This is a genomic window from Citrobacter sp. Cpo032 (assembly GCF_030332975.1).
Lineage (GTDB): Bacteria > Pseudomonadota > Gammaproteobacteria > Enterobacterales > Enterobacteriaceae > Citrobacter > Citrobacter portucalensis.
On the sequence record NZ_JAOWGU010000051.1, the window covers coordinates 16,966 to 36,468 of the forward strand.

The following is a 19,503-nucleotide window of genomic DNA, read 5'->3' on the forward strand; positions in this document are numbered from 1 at the left end:
AGCCTGAAAGTGAAGTGCTTGTGAAGTATGATTGTTTTAATCGTCTTGTATCAGGGCATCCCATGAAGCAAATCACCTTTACGCCGCGTAATCATCAGCTTACCAATATCAATACCTGGACACCGGACAGCCAGTGGCTGGTCTTTGATGTGCGCCCTTCCGGCGCCTCTTTTACCGGTGAAACAATTGAGCGCGTCAATATCCATACTGGCGAGCTGGAGGTGATTTACCGGGCTACTCAGGGATCGCACGTTGGTGTGGTGACCGTTCATCCAAAGTTGGAAAAATATGTCTTCATTCACGGGCCTGAAAATCCTGATGAAACATGGCATTACGACTTCCATCATCGTCGTGGGGTGATTGTTACGCAGGCTGGGGTGGAGAATCTGGATGCAATGGATATTACTGCGCCCTATACGCCAGGTGCGCTGCGCGGCGGGAGTCATGTGCATGTCTTTAGCCCGAACGGTGAGTTTGTCAGTTTCACCTATAACGACCATGTACTGCATGAGCGCTCTCCGGCGCTCGATTTACGCAACGTCGGCGTGGCTGCACCGTATGGTCCGGTGAAGGTCTCCGCGCAGCATCCGCGTGAATACAGTGGCAGCCATTGGTGCGTACTGGTGAGCCAGACGACACCAACGCCAAAACCGGGTAGCGATGAGATTAACCGCGCCTATGAAGAGGGCTGGGTTGGAGAAAACAGGCTGGCGTTTATCGGTGATACGCTATCAGCCACTGGCGAGAAAGTACCAGAGCTGTTTATTGTTGATTTGCCACAGGATGAAAGCGGCTGGAAACAGCCGGGGGACGCGCCTCTGGAGGGGACTGACATGACCATGCCTGCGCCACCATCCGGTATTCGCCAACGCCGTCTGACGTTTACCCATGAGCGCGCCTTCCCGGGGCTGGTGAATCAGCCTCGCCACTGGGTACGCAGTAATCCAAAGGCAGCTGAGATTGCGTTTTTAATGCGCGATGACAACGGTATTGTGCAGCTATGGCTGATTTCCCCACAGGGTGGAGCGCCGCGTCAGCTTACCCAGTGCGCTACGAATATTCAGTCAGCCTTTAACTGGCACCCATCGGGGAAATGGCTGGGATTTGTACTGGAGAACAGAATTGCCTGTTGTGATGTTCAAACGGGCGAGATTGATTTTTTAACGGAACGTCATGATAACCCGCCGTCGGCCGATGCGATCGTCTTCTCCCCTGATGGTCGACAGGTTGCGTGGATGGAAGACGTCGAGAGTTTCCGCCAGCTGTGGGTGACTGAAACCGGGCGTTAATTTATGGAGCAGACATTTCTGCCGGGGGAATAACGGCGTTCGTGGCCTGGGTTCTCTCCTCGCTCTTTTCCACGCGGGATCTCACCGAGTTATCTTTGCGAAAGAGATCCCAAGGTAGCAATACCGTATCGAGCACCGCGGTAAAAGGCATATCCAGAATCGCCAGCGACTTGGTTCCCCAGTTCGTATCACTTTCGCTAATCATTGTGGCACTGGCTCGCGTGCCAGGATACGTCCCTTCTTTGCCACCTGTATGCGACATGATGCTGGAACAGCCGCTTACAAACGCCATCCCACTACACATCGTCAGTGTTACCAACATTTTTTTAATCATCATTTATTCATCTGTATTTATCGTGTTTGCATGGTGAGTTAAAGCGATCCGTTGCGAAAATAACATCACCATTTCGTCGCACTGTGGCGGCCATCGCGATTTAACGAGAACAACTGCTCCCCCCAGTGTATGCAATAGACAACAAACTGCAAAAAAAGTCAGATGAATACGCTTGAAAAGTTTGTATTAAGACCCATTTTTAGAGTGTAGACAAATGAAGGGCATGCCTGATGGGTGTCCTGGCTACCTGACCTGTCCATGATGGAAGGTCAATTATTCTCGCTGATTTCAGGAGCTATTGATTATGCGTAACTTTGATTTATCCCCGCTGTACCGTTCTGCTATTGGTTTTGACCGTCTGTTTAACCTGCTGGAAAACAATCAGGGCCAGAGCAATGGCGGCTACCCTCCGTACAACGTTGAGCTGGTAGACGAAAACCATTACCGCATTGCAATTGCCGTTGCCGGTTTTGCTGAAAGCGAACTGGAAATTACTGCCCAGGACAATCTGCTGGTGGTAAAAGGCGCCCATGCGGACGATCAAAAAGAACGTACTTACCTGTATCAGGGTATTGCCGAGCGCAACTTTGAACGCAAGTTCCAGTTAGCGGAGAACATTCATGTTCGCGGCGCAAACCTGGTAAATGGTCTGCTGTATATCGATCTTGAGCGCGTGATTCCTGAAGCGAACAAACCGCGCCGCATCGAAATCAACTAATTCTGTTGGCCGCTTCAGGCGGCCTTGCTAAGTCATCGGCTTGCCGTCAGGGAGCCGAAAGGTACCTACTCGCTTCTTAGAAGGAGATTATTATGCGTAACTACGATTTATCCCCACTGCTGCGTCAATGGATCGGTTTTGACAAACTGGCCAATGCCTTGCAAAACACCGGTGAAAGCCAGAGCTTCCCGCCTTATAACATCGAAAAGAGCGATGATAACCACTACCGCATTACCCTTGCGTTAGCCGGTTTCCGCCAGGAAGATCTGGATATTCAACTGGAAGGCACGCACCTGACCGTAAAAGGTACGCCGCAGCAATCGGAAAAAGAGACCAAATGGTTGCATCAGGGGCTGGTCACTCAGCCGTTCAGCCTGAGCTTTACGCTGGCTGAAAATATGGAGGTCTCCGGCGCAAGCTTCACTAACGGCTTGCTGCATATTGATTTGACCCGGAATGAACCTGAAACCATTGCTCCACAACGTATCGCCATCAGCGAACGTCCTGCATTAGATAGTTAAATAGCTCCATGCCTTTGCCCCGCCAGAAATGACGGGGCTTTTTTGTGCTTTACCACCCATACATTGCGACTGTACTCTGCGAGAATCCATTTACTTAATGATGTTATTCACAGGGAACAGGATATGAGTGATATAGCATTGACGGTCAGCGTTCTGGCATTGGTGGCAGTTGTCGGGTTATGGATCGGCAACATAAAAATACGTGGTGTGGGTTTTGGCATTGGAGGCGTGCTGTTCGGCGGTATTATCGTCGGGCATTTTGTCGATCAGGCAGGGATGACCCTGAGCGGCGACATGCTGCATTTTATTCAGGAATTTGGCCTGATTCTTTTCGTCTACACCATTGGTATTCAGGTGGGGCCGGGCTTCTTTGCTTCTCTGCGCGTTTCGGGCCTGCGGCTGAATCTGTTTGCTGTGCTGATTGTCATCATGGGTGGCCTGGTCACCGCGATCCTGCATAAGATTTTTGCCATTCCTCTCCCTGTGGTGCTGGGAATATTCTCTGGAGCGGTCACCAATACCCCGGCGTTAGGTGCGGGGCAGCAAATTCTGCGCGATTTAGGTACGCCTGGCGACGTAGTTGACCAGATGGGGATGAGCTATGCCATGGCTTATCCTTTCGGCATCTGCGGAATTTTACTGACCATGTGGCTGATGCGCCTTATTTTCCGCGTTAACGTCGATGCTGAAGCCCAGCAGCATGAATCCACGCTGACCAACGGGCACGCACTGATTCAGACGATGAACATCCGCGTGGAAAACCCAAACATCAACAATATGGCGATTCAGGATGTCCCGATTCTGAACAGCGACAAAATCATCTGCTCGCGTCTGAAACGTGACGAGACATTGATGGTGCCGTCGCCAGGGACGATTATCCAGATGGGCGACCTGCTACACCTGGTCGGGCAGCCAGCTGACCTGCATAACGCGCAGGTGGTGATTGGGCAGGAGGTAGACACATCGCTGTCCACGCGAGGTACCGATTTACGCGTCGAACGCGTGGTGGTGACCAACGAACAGGTACTGGGTAAACGTATCCGCGACCTGCACTTTAAAGAACGTTACGACGTGGTGATTTCCCGCCTGAACCGTGCGGGTGTTGAGCTGGTAGCCAGCAGCGACGCCAGCCTGCAATTCGGGGATATCCTCAATCTGGTGGGACGTCCTTCGTCCATTGATGCTGTTGCCAATGTTGTCGGCAACGCGCAGCAAAAACTGCAGCAGGTGCAGATGCTGCCGGTATTTATCGGTATCGGGCTGGGGGTTCTACTGGGTTCAATCCCGCTGTTCATCCCGGGGTTCCCGGTGGCGTTGAAACTGGGGTTGGCCGGCGGGCCGCTGATTATGGCCCTGATCCTGGGGCGTATTGGTAGCATCGGTAAGCTGTACTGGTTTATGCCTCCCAGCGCTAACCTGGCGTTGCGAGAGTTGGGTATCGTGCTGTTTCTTGCAGTGGTGGGTCTGAAGTCAGGCGGTGATTTTGTCGATACCCTAACACAGGGAGATGGTCTGAGCTGGGTGGGTTACGGTATTTTCATTACCGCGATTCCGCTTATTACCGTGGGCTTGCTGGCGCGAATCTTTGCCAAAATGAACTATCTGACGCTGTGTGGCATGTTGGCTGGCTCAATGACCGATCCCCCGGCTCTGGCGTTTGCTAATAACCTGCATGCCACCAGCGGGGCAGCAGCGCTCTCCTACGCTACCGTTTATCCACTGGTCATGTTCTTGAGGATTATCACCCCGCAACTGTTGGCGGTGCTCTTCTGGGGATTAGGTTAAAACTGACTTATCCGGCCTGCATCTCCTGTAGGCCGGATAAAACGCAACTCTCCATCCGGCATTACAAACCCCTCTCTCTTTCCCATTGTCTCATCACCCGACTCGCCCACTCGTTTGAGAATCAGGTTCATACTCCTTAACTGTTCCGGTATAACGACCAGACAACAATATTTAAGGAGCTGTCATGAAGATTTCTCGCCTTGGAGAAGCACCGGATTATCGCTTCTCGCTGGCAAATGAACGTACCTTTCTGGCGTGGATCCGCACTGCGCTCGGATTTCTGGCGGCGGGGGTTGGCCTTGATCAACTGGCCCCGGATTTTGCCACGCCGGTCATCCGTGAGGCGCTTGCCTTGTTGCTGTGTCTGTTTGCCGGCGGTCTGGCGATCTACGGCTACCTGCGCTGGCTACGTAACGAAAAGGCGATGCGACTGAAAGAGGACTTGCCCTACACCCACAGCCTGCTGATTATCAGCGTCATGCTGACTATTGTGGCGGTGATTGTCATGACGCTGGTGCTGTATGCCGGATAGCCGCAAATCGCGACGCATCGCTGACCCGGGGTTACAACCGGAGCGGACTTCACTGGCCTGGTTTCGCACGTTGTTGGGCTATGGCGCGTTAATGGCGCTGGCGATTAAGCACAACTGGCACCAGGCGGGAGCGTTGTTCTGGATATCGGTAGTTGTGCTGGCGATAGTGGCGATTATCCTCTGGCGCTACACCCGCAGCCGTAATCTGATGGATGTGAGTCATAGCGATTTTTCTGAATCTCGCGCGGTGCGTGACAAATTTATGATCTCCCTCGCGGTGTTATCCCTCGCAATGCTGTTTGCTGTAACGCATGTTCGCCAACTTATCGTATTTATCGGGAATTATGCATGACAGGATGTGAGAACATGGATGTTAGTGATGATGTTTTAAACGTGGTGATTGACCATCAGAAGTGTTTACAACCGGTTGAAGTGTACCGTGGTTTGCAACAAGGAAATGTTCGCCTGGTACAGTTTATTCCGCTGGTTAAGCACGATGGTTCAGGTCATCTGACAGACGAATCGGTTACGTCTGAGGCGTGGGGCCGATTTTTAATTACGATATTTGATATCTGGGTACGTGAAGATATTAATCAGATATCTATCCAGCTTTTCGATAAAACGCTTCGCCAGTGGTGTGGTCTGACGGCACAGATTGAACGACAGACCATGTCATCAATGAATACGCGTTGCCAGACATGCTCATTGTTTCAATATTACCACGGTGATTGTCCTGCGTACTGCGAGGAAAATGGAAAGGGCGTGCTGTGTGCAGGCTATCAGGCTTTCTTCAGCCACACCGCACCGCATATGCGCGTGATGCGTGACCTGCTTAAGCAGCATCGCTCACCGATGGAGCTGATGGCGATGCTGCGTTAAGCTCAGCTGTATTTAACGTCCTTTGGCCAGATACTGCGCCATTTCATCTTCCGGGACCATTCCACCGCCGGTCGCCCACACCAGATGAGTGGCGTTATTGAGCTTATCCGCGCTGAAGCCGTGCATGTGCTGATAGTCAGCAGAGGCGCAAACGTGTTGCGGACCGGCCATCCCTGCCAGCGCTGACGGTTCGAGGCGAATACCTTCTTCCTGCGCCAGCCAGCCCAGCATGTCGTACATAGTCTGATCGTCCAGGGTGTACAGACCGTCGAGCAGACGTTCCATTGCCCGGCCAACAAAGCCAGACGCACGGCCGACAGCCAGCCCATCAGCCGCCGTCAGGTTGTCGATGCCAATATCCTGCACGGAAATCGTATCGTGCAGTCCGGTATAAATCCCCAGTAGCATGCACGGTGAATGGGTTGGTTCTGCGAAGAAGCAGTGCACGTTGTCGCCAAACGCCAGCTTCAGGCCAAACGCCACGCCGCCAGGGCCACCGCCGACGCCGCATGGCAGGTAAACAAACAGTGGATGGTCTGCATCCACCACGCGCCCCTGCTGGGCAAACTGCGCCTTTAAGCGCTGTCCGGCCACCGCATAGCCTAAAAACAGCGTGCGCGAGTTTTCATCATCGATAAAGAAGCAGTTTGGATCGGACTCCGCCGCCTTACGGCCCTGTTCAACCGCCACGCCGTAATCTTCTTCATACTCCACGACCGTCACACCGTGGCTGCGCAGTTTGGCTTTTTTCCATGCGCGGGCGTCGGCCGACATATGCACCGTCACCTTAAAGCCGATACGGGCGCTCATTATACCGATCGACATGCCGAGGTTACCGGTGGAGCCTACCGCGATGCTGTACTGGCTAAAGAACTGTTTGAACTCAGGCGAAAGCAGAACGCTGTAATCGTCTTGTGTGGTCAGCAGACCGGCTTCCAGCGCCAGTTTTTCCGCGTGGGTCAATACTTCATAAATACCACCACGGGCTTTAATCGAGCCAGAAATTGGCAGGTGACTGTCTTTCTTCAGCAGAATTTCGCCATTGATGCGCTGCCCGTACTCTTTCTCCAGCCGCTTTTGCATGGCCGGAATCGCGGCCAGCTCAGATTCAATAATGCCGCCGGTGGCCGCGGTTTCCGGGAATGCCTTTGCCAGGTACGGCGCAAAGCGCGTCAGACGGGCGTGAGCATCCTGAACATCGTGTTCAGTCAGGCCAACATACGGTAAACCTTCCGCAAGAGAGGTGGTGCCAGGGTTAAACCAGGTTGTCTCCTTGAGAGCAACCAGATCTTCCACTAAAGGATACTGGGCGATAAGTGTTTGAATGTTTTCCATAGTCAGTCTCTTTGCGCTTAGATAATAAAGGAAAGCAGGAATGTGCAAGCCAGTGCAATCACGGACGCGATAAATGTCGCGGTCGTATAGTATTTAAACGTTTCATTCAGGGTGGCACCGCAGTATTGCTTCACCAGCCAGAAGAGGGAATCGGTAACGATCGTGCAGCCAATAGCGCCGGAACCGATAGCAATGGCGATGATCTCCGGGCTGACGTTGGGATAGAGCGGCAGCATCGGTGCAACGATTGCCGTGGCACCCATCATTGCCACCGTGGCGGAACCCACCGCGGCATGCAGGATTAACGCCACCAGCCACGCCAGCAGAATCGGGTGCATATGCATGTTCGAGAGGATCAGTGCAAGAGTATCCGCCAGCCCACTGCTCTTGAGGATAGCGTTGAATGCGCCGCCTGCGCCTATAATCAGCAGAATGTTAGCGATGGAGCCAAAACCGTTTTCAGTGTGGGTCAGCAACGTACCCATACCGATGTGCTGACGCAGGCCGAGAATGTAATAGGCAACGAAAACGGCAATAAACATCGCGGTGATCGGGTTACCAATAAACTCCAGCAGCGTATATACCGTGCTGCCTTTCGCCATGTTCAGCTCAGCGACGGTTTTTACCAGCATCAGGCCAATCGGCAGCAGAACGGTAAACAGCGTAGCACCCAGCGACGGTAGCGTACTTTCGTCACGCACTTTAAGGTCAGAAAACTCAGCCGGAACCGGTTTAAACGGGAGACGGTTACCCAGGAATTTCAGGTACAGAGGACCGCCGATCAGCGAGGCCATCAAGCCGACCAGTAAGCCGTAGACAATCACGGTGCCAATGTCTGCGCCCAGCTTGTTCGCCACGAACAGGGCAGCCGGATGCGGTGGTACCACGCAGTGCACCGCCATCAGCGCCGTACACAGCGGAATCGCCAGCTTCAGTAATGAAGTATTGGTTTTCTTGGCAATTGAAAAGGCCAGTGGAATCAACAGCACCACGCCGACTTCAACAAACAGCGTGATCCCGCAAATCAGTCCAACCAGAACCATAATGACGTCGGCGGATAGCCAGCGGCAGCGCTGCAGCGTCAGGCCAATGCGTTCGGCTGCGCCGGACACTTCCATCATTTTACCCAGAATGGTCCCAAGGCCGATAACCGCGGCGAGGAAGCCCAGCGTACCGCCGATGCCACTCTCAATGGCATTGACCATATCCAACGGCCCCATGCCCATCATCGTACCCACGAAGAAGCTGGCTAACAGTAGCGCCAGAAACGGGTGGAATTTGAACTTCACGATGGTCAAAACGATTAACACGATGCTTATCAGCAGCGTGCTCACAACCCAGATTTGAGAGTGCATAACTCACCTTGCCCTGTGATTAATATAGGGTTATTGGACAAAAATAAGGCATGGTCTGACAAACGATATAAATCCCCCTTCACATGAGCCAGATTGCATCAAATGAGTGATTTATGTCTAATTGTGCTTTGTTTATGCGATATGGTTCACTCTGGTTCACCTTTAAGCTGATTTTTGCAGCGAACTTTTTTACACTCCAGCGCATGAATTAGAAGGAAAAGAGGTGAGAATGGATCCCCTACGCGAAGTCAGAAACCGGCTGCTCAACGGCTGGCAGCTGTCAAAGCTGTATACTTTTGAAGTGGCGGCCCGGCATCAGTCGTTTGCGCTGGCGGCAGACGAGTTGTCATTGAGCCCCAGCGCCGTCAGCCATCGCATAAATCAGCTTGAAGATGAGCTTGGTATCCAATTATTTGTTCGTTCTCATCGCAAAGTGGAACTCACTCATGAGGGCAAACGAGTATTTTGGGCGCTGAAGTCGTCACTGGACACGCTCAACCAGGAGATTCTTGATATTAAGAATCAGGAGCTCTCGGGGACGCTCACCGTCTACTCACGGCCTTCTATCGCCCAGTGCTGGCTGGTTCCGGCGCTCGGCGACTTTACCCGTCGCTACCCGTCAATTTCGCTAACCATGTTGACCGGGAACGACAACGTCAATCTACAGCGTGCGGGTATCGATCTCGCCATCTATTTTGACGATGCACCCTCCGCGCAACTCACGCATCACTTCCTGATGGATGAAGAGATCCTGCCGGTGTGCAGCCCGGACTACGCCCGCCGCCATGACCTTACCGGTTCGCTGGTGAATTTGCCGCACTGTACGTTGCTGCACGACAGACAGGCGTGGAGTAACGATTCCGGGACCGATGAGTGGCACAGTTGGGCGAAGAATTTTGCGGCGAATTTGCCGACATCGTCGGGGATTGGTTTTGATCGTTCTGATTTAGCAGTAATTGCGGCAATGAACCATATCGGCGTGGCGATGGGACGAAAACGGCTGGTGCAAAAACGCCTCGACAGCGGAGAATTGATTGCGCCTTTTGGCGATATGGCGCTGAAATGTCATCAGCATTACTACATCACCACGCTGCCCGGCAGGCAGTGGCCGAAAATCGAGGCGTTTATTGGCTGGCTACAGGAGCAGGTTAAATAAGCGGGTCGCGAATATTTTTTACGCTTTCGCTCTACACGGAAATTGAAAAAGCGTGCTAAATACGTGATATCACTCCTGATGATTTGCGTAAGGACAACCGTGTTAAAGCCGATTGTTTCCCTTTTACTGTTGGCCAGCGCCACCGTGTGTGCCGCGCAACCTGTGTTGACGGCGGCGCAGTATGTGCAGCAGCTTGGGGTTGGGATGAACGTAGATTGGGCGCGTACCGATCGGGGCATCCGTGAATTCGATCCGCTGGTGGTGCGGGATTATAAGGCGAAAGGGTTGACCCACGTGCGCATTCGCGTGGCGGGTGAGCCAACGGAGGCGCGGCTCATTCATCTGCGCAAGCTGGTGGAAGCCTGCGAGCAGTATGGCGTGATCCCGATAATCGCCTATCAGGCTGACGAGTATAAAAAAGACCCCAGTGCCAGTAACGAAAAAGAGGTGGTTAACTGGTGGGTGGCGGTGGCGCATTACTTTGGCCAAAGCTCGCCGTTGCTGGGTTTCGACCTGATTTATGAACCTGCCGATAAGCTCAACCATAATCAGGCGTCGCTCAATAGGGTGTATGACAAAACCATCCGTACCATCCATGCCATCGATCCACAGCGAATGATATTTATCGCGCCGAAACTGCATGCCGCTCCGGAAGATTTGCCCAACCTAAAGTTGCCGCCGCAAAGTCAGAATACCGTGCTGGCCCAATGGCATATTTTCCCGTGGGGGCCGCTGAAAAATAACGGTAAATACCCGTGGACCTCAGGGACAGCGGCAGAAAAGGCCGCCATTCGCGCCCGTTTCAATACCGCCATTCACTGGCAGCAAAAAACCGGTCATGTTAGTTGGGTAGGAGGCTGGTCGCCGGGAGAAACCATCAGGAACGCGCCTTCTGCCTCGCAAATAGCGTTTGCCCGCTTTATGGCTTGCGAGCTGAAGAAAGCGAAAATTCCCTATGCTATCAATGCGGATACGCAGTTCTATGATGGTGAGGAAGGGGCATGGAGACCGGCGCTGGAGCCGTTGTTGAATACCATGATTGCCCCTGAGTGTGAAAAGCCCGGCGAGAAGCCGGGCCATCATACGCTTAAACCGCCTGTCCCTGATGCGACACGCGTGACGCCAGCGGAAGCCAGCAAACAAAAATCAACAGCCCCATAAGGGTCATCAGCAGGCCCAGGCTGGCTTGCCCGGTCTGCGGCAGCATGGCAGAGAACCACGCCAGCACGCCGGAACCAATGTTCTGTAATCCACCAACCAGCGCACCAGCAGTACCGGCCAGGAACGGGAAAGGCTCCATTGCGCCGCTGGTTGCCAGCGGAAACAGCATCCCGGCGCCGAAGAAAAACAGTGCGGCGGGAACCAGCAGTGTCCAGACGTTCATCACGTCGAACAGACCAGGGATCCACATCATCAAACCGGCGACCAGACAGCAGATAACCGACTGCCACATTAGCGTCGAGAAACGCTTATTCGGGCGACCGGCGAACCAGGCACCAAAAAACGCCGCCGGAATGGGCAGAATAAACAGGATACTGACCACCATGCTGCTTAAGCCGAGACGCGCGCCTAACAACACCCCGGAACAGGCTTCGAAGACCGCAACGCCCGCCAGGCCGCCGATCAGCATCAGCACGTAACAGGTGAAAGAGCTGTTGCCAAACAGCGTTTTGTAGCTGGCGATAAGCTGTGGACGCGGCGCACCTGCGGGGCGCGTTTCTGGCATCCAGCGCGCCATGCTAAACGTGACGCCTGCGCACAGCACCAGCAGAAAGATGTAACAGGCACGCCAGTTCCACAGGGTATCCAGCATACCGCCAATCAATGGTGCCAGCAGTGGGCTGACCAGAATCCCCATGTTTAACAGGCTATTAGCGTGGCGTAACTGCGTGCCTTCATACAAATCGCGCGGTAACGTTCGTGCCATCACACCGCCGACGCCCGTTCCCATCCCCTGTATTGCGCTGGCGATAATCAATACCGTCAGGCTGTGAGTGGTTATGGCGACTAGCGTAGCCAGCATAAAAATGGACATCCCGGCGAGGATCACCGGGCGGCGACCAACGCGATCGGAAAGTGGGCCGTAAATCAGTTGTGACAGGCCATAGGTCAACAGATAGGCGGCCATCACGCTTTGCACCGCCCCTTCGCGAACGTTCAGTTCACGCGCCATATCAGCAATCGCGGGGATATAAATGGTTTGCGCCATCTGACCTACCGCCACCAGTAATACCAACATCAACAACAAATTGACGCTTCTATGCCTTTTCATTTCGCTGATTACTTTTCAAAAAGTGAAAAAATAAGAATAAGGTGCTGCACTTTCCCGTAAATGCGCGTGGAATCTACCACAACAGAAAAAGAAGACCAGATAGTGGGCTGGAATGTTTAAACGATGGACGGCAGGAAATGTAAACAAAAAGCGGCAACAAATGTTGCCGGATTGCATCGGGTTTACAGAGGTCATGATAAGCGTAGCAAAACTGCGCCTATGGCAATGCCTCCAGCCGCAACGAGACGTATTCCGGCAACCTTCTCTTTCAGTAGCAGCCACGCGAGCAGCGCGCCAAACAGGATGGAAGTTTCACGCAGCGCAGCGACTACCGCCAACGGAGCCTGAGTCATGGCCCACAGCGCCAGACCGTAAGAACCCATTGTGCCAATCCCGCCAAGAATACCTTTTTTCCACTGTTGTACCAGATAACGTGACGCTTCCCGGCGTCGGGCAATCATCGCCCAGCCCAGCAGGCAGGAGCCGTTCAGAAAGAAGGTCCACAGCGTATAACCCAGCGCGGTTTCAGATAAACGTACGCCGGTGCCATCAACCAGCGTATATCCGGCGATAAAGCAGGCGTTAATGAGCGCCAGCACGATCCCGCGTTGCGAGCTGCTGCGTCCGTTAAACGCCATGCCGAGGATCGCCAGACAGATCGTGGCAATCCCCACCCAGGCTAGAACAGAGAGGCTATCGCCAAGAAACAGGACGCTGATAATTGCGACCAGTAGTGGCGCTGTGCCGCGCATTAACGGATAGGTCTGGCTCATATCCGAAACCTGATAGGTTTTGGCGACCAGGACGGTATATACAATTTGCAACGCAGTTGAGACGGCTAAAAACGGCAGGCTGGCGGCGGAAGGTTGCGGCGCGAAGGGTAAGCAAATCAATGCCATAATTGCAGCAGAACCGCTGACACCGATCGCTGAGTACAGTTTATCGTTTCCAGCTTTAACAATGGCATTCCAGCTGGCATGCAGCAGCGCGGCGAACAGCAAAATGCAGAAAACAGAAAGCGTCATGGTGGAATTCTTCCCTGAGAATGTCATAAAAACGTAACATATTGGCGCGACACAAGCACCAGGGAGAAGGTGAAAGGGGAGCGGAGTGTTACCCGCCCCCCTTAGGTGCGACTTGAATCCGAATTACTTAACGTATTTCAGAACAGCATCAAGTAGTTGCAGTGCTGCAACAATGAGTTTGAGGATAAGAATAGCGATATCCACGAGGCTCATACGCTCTCCTTTTGGTACAAGGAGCACGGTGCTGACGTACCTCGCCGCTGCCTGTTGCCAGCACCTTTGTTGACATAACACAGTGTGCTCACACGGGGGTTAAGGCGCTGACGGCACCACCCGTTTCAGCCAGGACTTTGATGCGCCGGTTTACGATGCGGCCCCCGCATAACACATTGCGTACCGAGACATTATAGATAAATACTGTATAAATTAACAGTATTTTATGGACGTTACGCTATTCATGTTCCATACTCAAAACCATCAAAATTCGTGCCGAAATTGCGTGTTCTTCGCAGAACGCGTATACTTTTTTCGTTGACATAACACAGTGTGTTCGGCGGCTACCAACCGCACAGCACTGAAAAAAACCTCGCTCCGGCGGGGTTTTTTGTTTTTCAGCAATGCACAACGAAATGTGATCATTGGCGCATTTTTATGCAGATGAAAATTTTTCCATTGTCACGCTGAAAAACCTGTGTTTGTATAAATCCAGTTAATCAACAAACAGACAGGTCCCTAATGAACCCTTCCATGCTGACTGCGACCCTACTAAAAACTGCGCCATCTCGCGCAGCGGTCGTCGTGCGTGTGGTGGTGGTCGTCGGCAATGCGCCGTAGGGTCCGAATCAACACACGATTCCAAAACCCCGCCGGCGCAAACCGGGCGGGGTTTTTCGTTTCAGAGACCTGCCCGGAGCAAAGGCCCAGAATAAAAGGACTGGAGCATGGCAAGTTCGGGCATAACATCCAAGCGTACGCGTTTTACGGGCGCAGAATTCATCGTTCATTTCCTGGAACGCCAGGGAATTCAGGTTGTTACCGGTATTCCCGGCGGATCGATTCTTCCCGTCTATGACGCCTTAAGTCAAAGCACGCAAATCCGTCATATCCTGGCGCGCCACGAGCAAGGAGCAGGGTTTATCGCTCAGGGAATGGCGAGAACCGATGGCAAACCCGCCGTCTGTATGGCCTGCAGCGGACCGGGCGCAACCAATCTGGTGACCGCCATTGCTGATGCGCGTCTGGATTCCATCCCGCTGGTGTGTATCACCGGGCAGGTTCCGGCCTCAATGATAGGCACCGACGCCTTCCAGGAAGTCGACACCTACGGCATCTCTATCCCCATCACTAAGCACAACTATCTGGTCCGCCATATCAGTGAATTACCGCAGGTCATGAGCGATGCGTTCCGCATTGCGCAGTCCGGACGTCCAGGCCCGGTGTGGATAGACATTCCTAAGGATATTCAAACCGCCGTTTTTGACATTGAAGAGATGCCGGAGCCTGCGCAGAAAATGGCGGCACCAGCGTTCAGCCAGGACAGCATTCGCGATGCCGCAGCCATGATTAACGCCGCACAGCGTCCGGTGCTGTACCTCGGCGGCGGCGTGATTAACGCACCTGAGCGCGTACGTGAACTGGCGGAAAAAGCGATGCTGCCCACCACTATGACCTTAATGGCGCTCGGTATGTTGCCGAAAGCGCATCCGCTGTCGTTAGGCATGCTGGGCATGCACGGCGCGCGTAGCACTAACTTTATTCTGCAAGAAGCGGATTTATTGATTGTTCTGGGCGCACGTTTTGATGACCGGGCGATTGGTAAAACGGAGCAGTTCTGCCCGAACGCCAAAATCATTCACGTGGATATCGACCGCGCGGAGCTGGGTAAAATCAAACAACCGCACGTGGCGATTCAGGCGGATGTCGATGAGGTTCTTGCACAATTGATCCCATTAATTGACGCGCAGCCGCGAGAGTCGTGGCATAAGACGGTGGCCGATTTACAACGTGAATTCCCTTGCACTATTCCGCAGGAAAGCGACCCGCTCAGCCACTATGGATTGATCAACGCCGTGGCTGCCTGCGTAGACGATAGCGCCATTATCACCACCGACGTAGGCCAGCATCAGATGTGGGCGGCACAGGCTTATCCGCTGAACCGTCCGCGTCAGTGGCTGACCTCCGGCGGTCTGGGAACTATGGGCTTTGGCTTGCCAGCGGCAATTGGCGCGGCGCTGGCCAATCCAGACAAGAAAGTGCTGTGCTTCTCCGGCGACGGCAGCCTGATGATGAATATTCAGGAAATGGCGACAGCCAGCGAAAATCAGCTGGATATTAAAATCATCCTGATGAATAACGAAGCGTTGGGTCTGGTGTATCAGCAGCAGAGTCTGTTCTATAAGCAGGGTGTTTTTGCCGCGACCTATCCGGGGATGATTAACTTTATGCAGATAGCCGCCGGGTTTGGTCTCGAAACCTGCGATCTGAATAACGAAGCGGACCCACAGGCAGCGTTGCAGGAGATTATTAATCGTCCTGGGCCTGCGCTGATTCACGTGCGCATCGATGCCGAACAAAAAGTGTACCCGATGGTGCCGCCGGGTGCGGCAAACACAGAAATGGTGGGGGAATAAGCCATGCAACAGCAGACTCATGACAACGTAATCCTGGAACTCACCGTACGCAACCATCCGGGCGTAATGACTCACGTTTGCGGGCTGTTCGCCCGCCGCGCGTTCAACGTGGAAGGCATTCTCTGTCTACCGATTCAGGACAGCGATAAGAGCCGCATCTGGCTACTGGTCAACGACGATCAACGTCTTGAGCAGATGATAAGCCAGATCGACAAGCTGGAAGATGTGGTGAAAGTGGCCCGCAACCAGTCCGATCCGTCGATGTTTAACAAAATTACCGTGTTCTTTGAGTGAGTTAGTCGCCGTCTGAATCCGGGGTGATCACTTTGACAGAGCCGTTCCGGCAGTGGGTTGCGTAATCTGCCGGTAACGGACGGTCGCTTATCAGTACGTCAAAGGTGGAGAGTGGACCAATGCTGGCGGGGGCGACCTCATCGAACAGGGCGTGGCGCGTCAGCAGAATTTTGCGTAATCCGCGTTCCATCGCTTTGCGTTTTGTGGCCAGATCGTCCGGATTGAACCAGCTAACGCCGAAATGCTCATGGACTCCGCTGGCGGAGATAAAGACTTTCCGTGGGTTGAGTGCATCCAGCGGGGAGGGATTGCTGGTGTCGTAAAAGGCGTCACTTTTCGCCCGGTAGGTCCCCCCGCAAAGAATCGCTGTGGCGTTGGGCTTTTCATTAAGCGCTACGAACACCCGGTGCGAGTAGCAAATCCCGGTAAAGGAAATATCGTCCGGGATCATGCTGACCACCAACGGCATTTCCGCACCATTATCAAAAAAGACCAGATCATTTTCACTCACCAGTCCCGCAGCCAGAATGGCAACCGGTAAATCGTCGCGGTGATACTGTTTTTGCGCGGGGAGTGGCGCGTTAACGATGGCGGCAGGTTTGTTCACCATCACAATGTAACCACCAAGCAGCGTGAGTGGTAACGGTTCGTCATCCTGACTGAGATCCCGACGAATAGTCATCACGGAAACTTCCAGCATTCGTGCCGCCTCTTTCAGATGGATTCGGTCGGTCTTCTTCAACAATTCCATCAGACGTCGAATACGTTCTTTTTGCTTAGTTTCCATGTGCTTCTCCACGAATCATGTTCCCATGTTCCTTCAGTAACATTTTTGTGTTTCTGAGAACATGACATTGCCGCATTACTATACGTCTGACTATCCGGAAATAAAAGCGTGTTTTTTCACGTTTTATTGATTATAACCAGTTAATTTTCAGTCAATTGTAAGCAACTTCATCATTTGTATTGTGATGTGGGTGTAACAGTTAGTGCAATAAATAAACAATAAAATGATCTTCCAATCGCGATCCTAGTCACAAATGATACGAAAGTAACATGATAATGTTATTTTAATATCATTGTTGTGTGATTGTTTCTGAGAGGTAGTAAAATGGATATCGCGGTTATTGGCTCCAACATGGTGGATCTCATCACCTACATCAACCAGATGCCCAAAGAAGGGGAAACGCTGGAAGCACCGGCGTTCAAAATTGGCTGCGGGGGCAAAGGCGCAAATCAGGCCGTTGCGGCCGCTAAGCTCAATTCCAAAGTGCTGATGCTGACAAAAGTCGGTGATGATATTTTTGCGGATAACACTATTCGCAATCTCGAATCCTGGGGAATTAATACCACCTATGTCGAAAAGGTACCCTGCACCAGCAGCGGTGTCGCACCGATCTTTGTTAATGCGAACTCCAGCAACAGTATTCTGATTATTAAAGGAGCGAACAAATTTCTCTCCCCGGAAGATATCGATCGTGCGGCGGAAGATCTGAAAAAATGTCAGCTTATTGTCCTGCAACTGGAAGTGCAGCTGGAAACTGTTTATCACGCGATTGAATTTGGCAAAAAACACGGTATTGAAGTGTTACTAAATCCCGCCCCTGCATTACGGGAATTAGATATGTCTTATGCCTGTAAATGTGATTTTTTTGTGCCGAATGAAACCGAGCTGGAAATATTAACCGGTATGCCAGTAGATACTTATGACCATATTCGCGCAGCGGCACGTTCTCTGGTTGATAAAGGTCTGAACAATATTATCGTCACCATGGGTGAGAAAGGTGCGCTGTGGATGACGCGTGACCAGGAAGTCCATGTTCCAGCGTTTAAAGTGAACGCTGTCGATACCAGTGGCGCAGGCGACGCTTTCATCGGTTGTTTTGCTCACTATTACGTTCAAAGCGGTGATGTGGAAGCCGCCATGAAAAAAGCCGCTCTCTTCGCTGCTTTCAGCGTTACCGGGAAAGGCACTCAATCATCTTATCCAAGCATCGAACAATTTAATGAGTTTCTTACCTTAAACGAATAATACTCCTGCACTGTAAAAGGTAGCACTATGAACGATAAAAACATCATTCAGATGCCTGACGGCTATTTGAATAAGACCCCTCTGTTCCAGTTTATTTTGTTATCCTGTTTATTCCCGTTATGGGGATGCGCAGCCGCATTAAATGATATTCTGATTACGCAATTCAAAAGCGTATTTTCACTCAGCAACTTTGCCTCGGCATTAGTTCAGAGTGCCTTTTATGGCGGTTATTTTTTAATTGCGATTCCAGCATCTCTGGTGATTAAAAAGACCAGTTATAAAGTCGCCATCTTAATGGGGCTGACCCTTTATATCGTTGGGTGTACGCTCTTTTTCCCGGCATCGCACATGGCCACCTACACCATGTTCCTTGCGGCGATTTTCGCGATTGCGATTGGTCTGAGCTTCCTGGAAACAGCAGCCAACACCTACAGCTCAATGATCGGCCCAAAAGCGTATGCCACTTTACGCCTGAACATCAGTCAGACTTTTTATCCTATTGGTGCGGCTGCTGGCATTCTGCTAGGTAAATATCTGGTCTTCTCTGAAGGCGAAAGCCTGGAAAAACAGATGGCCGGGATGAACGCTGAGCAGATCCATAACTTTAAAGTGTTGATGCTGGAAAATACCCTTGAGCCATACAAGTACATGATTATGGTACTGGTTGTGGTGATGGTGTTATTCCTGCTGACTCGCTTCCCGACCTGTAAAGTCGCGCAAACCACGAGTCATAAACGCCCGTCAGCGATGGATACACTGCGTTATCTGGCCAGCAATGCCCGTTTCCGTCGTGGAATTGTGGCGCAATTTCTTTATGTGGGGATGCAGGTCGCGGTGTGGTCATTCACCATCCGTCTGGCACTGGAATTAGGTGATATCAACGAGCGCGACGCCTCAACCTTCATGGTCTATAGCTTCGCCTGCTTCTTTATCGGCAAGTTTATCGCCAACATTTTGATGACGCGCTTCAATCCGGAAAAAGTGCTGATTCTCTATTCCATTATTGGTGCGCTGTTCCTCGTCTATGTTGCACTGGCGCCAAGCTTCAGCGCTGTGTATGTCGCAGTGCTGGTGAGTGTCCTGTTTGGACCCTGCTGGGCGACAATCTATGCTGGTACGCTTGATACCGTGGATAACGAGCATACCGAAATGGCAGGTGCTGTCATTGTCATGGCGATTGTCGGTGCGGCGGTGGTTCCTGCGATTCAGGGCTATGTGGCCGATATGTTCCATTCATTGCAACTCTCGTTCCTGGTCTCCATGCTGTGCTTCGTGTACGTCGGTATCTACTTCTGGCGTGAAAGCAAAGTGCGCAACAACCTGGCTGAAGCGACCGTTTCCTGAGG

21 protein-coding genes and 1 other annotated feature are annotated in these 19,503 nt (G+C 52.3%); of the genes, 14 read left to right on the plus strand and 7 right to left on the minus strand.

All coding sequences use genetic code 11. The annotated features are described in order from the left end of the window. Positions 1 to 62: 62 nt before the first annotated feature. Positions 63 to 1,289, plus strand: a complete 1,227-nt coding sequence (locus OGY33_RS21485) for a YidR family protein (protein WP_149607918.1) — start codon at positions 63 to 65, stop codon at positions 1,287 to 1,289. A 1-nt stretch (position 1,290) separates the two neighbouring features. Here OGY33_RS21485 and OGY33_RS21490 read toward each other — a convergent pair whose 3' ends face one another. Then, positions 1,291 to 1,623 carry a YceK/YidQ family lipoprotein gene (locus OGY33_RS21490; RefSeq protein WP_003023879.1) on the minus strand — a complete coding sequence of 111 codons (333 nt, stop codon included), beginning with the start codon at positions 1,621 to 1,623 and terminating at the stop codon, positions 1,291 to 1,293. Positions 1,624 to 1,861: 238 nt separating this feature from the next. Next, positions 1,862 to 1,934 (plus strand) — a sequence feature (ROSE (Repression Of Heat Shock gene Expression) occurs in the 5'-region of heat shock genes and acts as an RNA thermometer to modulate expression.). Here OGY33_RS21490 and ibpA point away from each other — a divergent pair. The 6 genes from ibpA to OGY33_RS21520 all read left to right on the plus strand — a co-directional run bounded on the left by ibpA (position 1,928) and on the right by OGY33_RS21520 (position 6,058). Further along, positions 1,928 to 2,341: a small heat shock chaperone IbpA gene (gene ibpA / locus OGY33_RS21495; protein ID WP_003023882.1), complete on the plus strand. Its 414-nt coding sequence runs from the start codon at positions 1,928 to 1,930 to the stop codon at positions 2,339 to 2,341. Its footprint overlaps the feature before it by 7 nt. Positions 2,342 to 2,433: 92 nt before the next feature. Next, the gene (gene ibpB, locus OGY33_RS21500) at positions 2,434 to 2,862 is read left to right on the plus strand and encodes a small heat shock chaperone IbpB (RefSeq protein WP_191237987.1); all 429 of its coding nucleotides are present in this window, start codon (positions 2,434 to 2,436) and stop codon (positions 2,860 to 2,862) included. Positions 2,863 to 2,985: 123 nt separating this feature from the next. Further along, a complete protein-coding gene (locus tag OGY33_RS21505; RefSeq protein ID WP_071444544.1) occupies positions 2,986 to 4,647 on the plus strand; it encodes a putative transporter in 1,662 nt (553 codons plus the stop codon). 184 nt (positions 4,648 to 4,831) lie between these two features. Then, entirely contained in the window at positions 4,832 to 5,179 is a 348-nt protein-coding gene (locus tag OGY33_RS21510; protein WP_003023888.1) for a YidH family protein, read from the plus strand. Further along, positions 5,169 to 5,531 (plus strand): DUF202 domain-containing protein, encoded by a 363-nt coding sequence (locus OGY33_RS21515; protein WP_048215242.1) that lies wholly within the window; start codon positions 5,169 to 5,171, stop codon positions 5,529 to 5,531. Before OGY33_RS21510 ends, OGY33_RS21515 begins: the two co-directional genes overlap by 11 nt. 14 nt (positions 5,532 to 5,545) lie before the next feature. Continuing rightward, on the plus strand, positions 5,546 to 6,058 hold the full coding sequence (locus OGY33_RS21520) for a radical SAM protein (protein ID WP_003827104.1): 513 nt from the start codon (positions 5,546 to 5,548) through the stop codon (positions 6,056 to 6,058). Positions 6,059 to 6,070: 12 nt separating this feature from the next. Here OGY33_RS21520 and dsdA read toward each other — a convergent pair whose 3' ends face one another. Beyond that, complete coding sequence (gene dsdA, locus OGY33_RS21525; protein WP_191237989.1) at positions 6,071 to 7,393, minus strand: D-serine ammonia-lyase; 1,323 nt, start codon at positions 7,391 to 7,393, stop codon at positions 6,071 to 6,073. 17 nt (positions 7,394 to 7,410) lie between these two features. Then, positions 7,411 to 8,748, minus strand: coding sequence for a D-serine transporter DsdX (gene dsdX / locus OGY33_RS21530; RefSeq protein ID WP_003827107.1), 1,338 nt, complete (start codon positions 8,746 to 8,748; stop codon positions 7,411 to 7,413). Between the two features lie 229 nt (positions 8,749 to 8,977). Here dsdX and dsdC point away from each other — a divergent pair, with 229 nt between their 5' ends. Both dsdC and OGY33_RS21540 read left to right on the plus strand, forming a co-directional pair. After that, the gene (gene dsdC, locus OGY33_RS21535) at positions 8,978 to 9,904 is read left to right on the plus strand and encodes a DNA-binding transcriptional regulator DsdC (protein WP_191238993.1); all 927 of its coding nucleotides are present in this window, start codon (positions 8,978 to 8,980) and stop codon (positions 9,902 to 9,904) included. A gap of 78 nt (positions 9,905 to 9,982) precedes the next feature. Then, complete coding sequence (locus tag OGY33_RS21540; RefSeq protein ID WP_191237990.1) at positions 9,983 to 11,065, plus strand: cellulase family glycosylhydrolase; 1,083 nt, start codon at positions 9,983 to 9,985, stop codon at positions 11,063 to 11,065. On the opposite strand, the gene emrD is transcribed toward OGY33_RS21540, so the two are convergent. The 3 genes from emrD to tisB all read right to left on the minus strand — a co-directional run bounded on the left by emrD (position 10,992) and on the right by tisB (position 13,414). Then, complete coding sequence (gene emrD / locus OGY33_RS21545) at positions 10,992 to 12,176, minus strand: multidrug efflux MFS transporter EmrD (protein WP_057067118.1); 1,185 nt, start codon at positions 12,174 to 12,176, stop codon at positions 10,992 to 10,994. The genes OGY33_RS21540 and emrD overlap by 74 nt on opposite strands. Positions 12,177 to 12,367: 191 nt before the next feature. After that, the gene (locus tag OGY33_RS21550; protein ID WP_020996046.1) at positions 12,368 to 13,201 is read right to left on the minus strand and encodes an EamA family transporter; all 834 of its coding nucleotides are present in this window, start codon (positions 13,199 to 13,201) and stop codon (positions 12,368 to 12,370) included. Between the two features lie 123 nt (positions 13,202 to 13,324). Beyond that, positions 13,325 to 13,414, minus strand: coding sequence for a type I toxin-antitoxin system toxin TisB (gene tisB, locus OGY33_RS21555; protein ID WP_003023909.1), 90 nt, complete (start codon positions 13,412 to 13,414; stop codon positions 13,325 to 13,327). 522 nt (positions 13,415 to 13,936) lie between these two features. Here tisB and ivbL point away from each other — a divergent pair. The 3 genes from ivbL to ilvN all read left to right on the plus strand — a co-directional run bounded on the left by ivbL (position 13,937) and on the right by ilvN (position 16,125). After that, the gene (ivbL, locus tag OGY33_RS21560) at positions 13,937 to 14,035 is read left to right on the plus strand and encodes an ilvB operon leader peptide IvbL (RefSeq protein WP_003827118.1); all 99 of its coding nucleotides are present in this window, start codon (positions 13,937 to 13,939) and stop codon (positions 14,033 to 14,035) included. A gap of 107 nt (positions 14,036 to 14,142) precedes the next feature. Then, complete coding sequence (ilvB, locus tag OGY33_RS21565; RefSeq protein ID WP_191237991.1) at positions 14,143 to 15,831, plus strand: acetolactate synthase large subunit; 1,689 nt, start codon at positions 14,143 to 14,145, stop codon at positions 15,829 to 15,831. A 3-nt stretch (positions 15,832 to 15,834) separates the two neighbouring features. Beyond that, the gene (ilvN, locus tag OGY33_RS21570) at positions 15,835 to 16,125 is read left to right on the plus strand and encodes an acetolactate synthase small subunit (protein WP_003023914.1); all 291 of its coding nucleotides are present in this window, start codon (positions 15,835 to 15,837) and stop codon (positions 16,123 to 16,125) included. Position 16,126: 1 nt separating this feature from the next. Here the strand turns inward: ilvN and OGY33_RS21575 are convergent, their stop codons facing one another. Continuing rightward, positions 16,127 to 16,912 (minus strand): DeoR family transcriptional regulator, encoded by a 786-nt coding sequence (locus OGY33_RS21575; RefSeq protein WP_003827122.1) that lies wholly within the window; start codon positions 16,910 to 16,912, stop codon positions 16,127 to 16,129. Positions 16,913 to 17,236: 324 nt separating this feature from the next. Between OGY33_RS21575 and rbsK the strand changes: the two genes are divergently transcribed. Continuing rightward, positions 17,237 to 18,157, plus strand: a complete 921-nt coding sequence (rbsK, locus tag OGY33_RS21580) for a ribokinase (protein ID WP_003827124.1) — start codon at positions 17,237 to 17,239, stop codon at positions 18,155 to 18,157. 27 nt (positions 18,158 to 18,184) lie between these two features. Next, positions 18,185 to 19,501 carry an L-fucose:H+ symporter permease gene (fucP, locus tag OGY33_RS21585; RefSeq protein ID WP_003827126.1) on the plus strand — a complete coding sequence of 439 codons (1,317 nt, stop codon included), beginning with the start codon at positions 18,185 to 18,187 and terminating at the stop codon, positions 19,499 to 19,501. The last annotated feature ends 2 nt before the right edge of the window (positions 19,502 to 19,503 follow it).

Excerpts from the sequence above, each read along its gene's own strand:
- OGY33_RS21485 (WP_149607918.1), top strand. The coding sequence starts at position 63 with ATGAAGCAAATCACCTTTACGCCGCGTAATCATCAGCTTACCAATATC.
- OGY33_RS21490 (WP_003023879.1), bottom strand. The coding sequence starts at position 1,623 with ATGATTAAAAAAATGTTGGTAACACTGACGATGTGTAGTGGGATGGCG.
- ibpA (WP_003023882.1), top strand. The coding sequence starts at position 1,928 with ATGCGTAACTTTGATTTATCCCCGCTGTACCGTTCTGCTATTGGTTTT.
- ibpB (WP_191237987.1), top strand. The coding sequence starts at position 2,434 with ATGCGTAACTACGATTTATCCCCACTGCTGCGTCAATGGATCGGTTTT.
- OGY33_RS21505 (WP_071444544.1), top strand. The coding sequence starts at position 2,986 with ATGAGTGATATAGCATTGACGGTCAGCGTTCTGGCATTGGTGGCAGTT.
- OGY33_RS21510 (WP_003023888.1), top strand. The coding sequence starts at position 4,832 with ATGAAGATTTCTCGCCTTGGAGAAGCACCGGATTATCGCTTCTCGCTG.
- OGY33_RS21515 (WP_048215242.1), top strand. The coding sequence starts at position 5,169 with ATGCCGGATAGCCGCAAATCGCGACGCATCGCTGACCCGGGGTTACAA.
- OGY33_RS21520 (WP_003827104.1), top strand. The coding sequence starts at position 5,546 with ATGGATGTTAGTGATGATGTTTTAAACGTGGTGATTGACCATCAGAAG.
- dsdA (WP_191237989.1), bottom strand. The coding sequence starts at position 7,393 with ATGGAAAACATTCAAACACTTATCGCCCAGTATCCTTTAGTGGAAGAT.
- dsdX (WP_003827107.1), bottom strand. The coding sequence starts at position 8,748 with ATGCACTCTCAAATCTGGGTTGTGAGCACGCTGCTGATAAGCATCGTG.
- dsdC (WP_191238993.1), top strand. The coding sequence starts at position 8,978 with ATGGATCCCCTACGCGAAGTCAGAAACCGGCTGCTCAACGGCTGGCAG.
- OGY33_RS21540 (WP_191237990.1), top strand. The coding sequence starts at position 9,983 with ATGATTTGCGTAAGGACAACCGTGTTAAAGCCGATTGTTTCCCTTTTA.
- emrD (WP_057067118.1), bottom strand. The coding sequence starts at position 12,176 with ATGAAAAGGCATAGAAGCGTCAATTTGTTGTTGATGTTGGTATTACTG.
- OGY33_RS21550 (WP_020996046.1), bottom strand. The coding sequence starts at position 13,201 with ATGACGCTTTCTGTTTTCTGCATTTTGCTGTTCGCCGCGCTGCTGCAT.
- tisB (WP_003023909.1), bottom strand. The coding sequence starts at position 13,414 with ATGAGCCTCGTGGATATCGCTATTCTTATCCTCAAACTCATTGTTGCA.
- ivbL (WP_003827118.1), top strand. The coding sequence starts at position 13,937 with ATGAACCCTTCCATGCTGACTGCGACCCTACTAAAAACTGCGCCATCT.
- ilvB (WP_191237991.1), top strand. The coding sequence starts at position 14,143 with ATGGCAAGTTCGGGCATAACATCCAAGCGTACGCGTTTTACGGGCGCA.
- ilvN (WP_003023914.1), top strand. The coding sequence starts at position 15,835 with ATGCAACAGCAGACTCATGACAACGTAATCCTGGAACTCACCGTACGC.
- OGY33_RS21575 (WP_003827122.1), bottom strand. The coding sequence starts at position 16,912 with ATGGAAACTAAGCAAAAAGAACGTATTCGACGTCTGATGGAATTGTTG.
- rbsK (WP_003827124.1), top strand. The coding sequence starts at position 17,237 with ATGGATATCGCGGTTATTGGCTCCAACATGGTGGATCTCATCACCTAC.
- fucP (WP_003827126.1), top strand. The coding sequence starts at position 18,185 with ATGAACGATAAAAACATCATTCAGATGCCTGACGGCTATTTGAATAAG.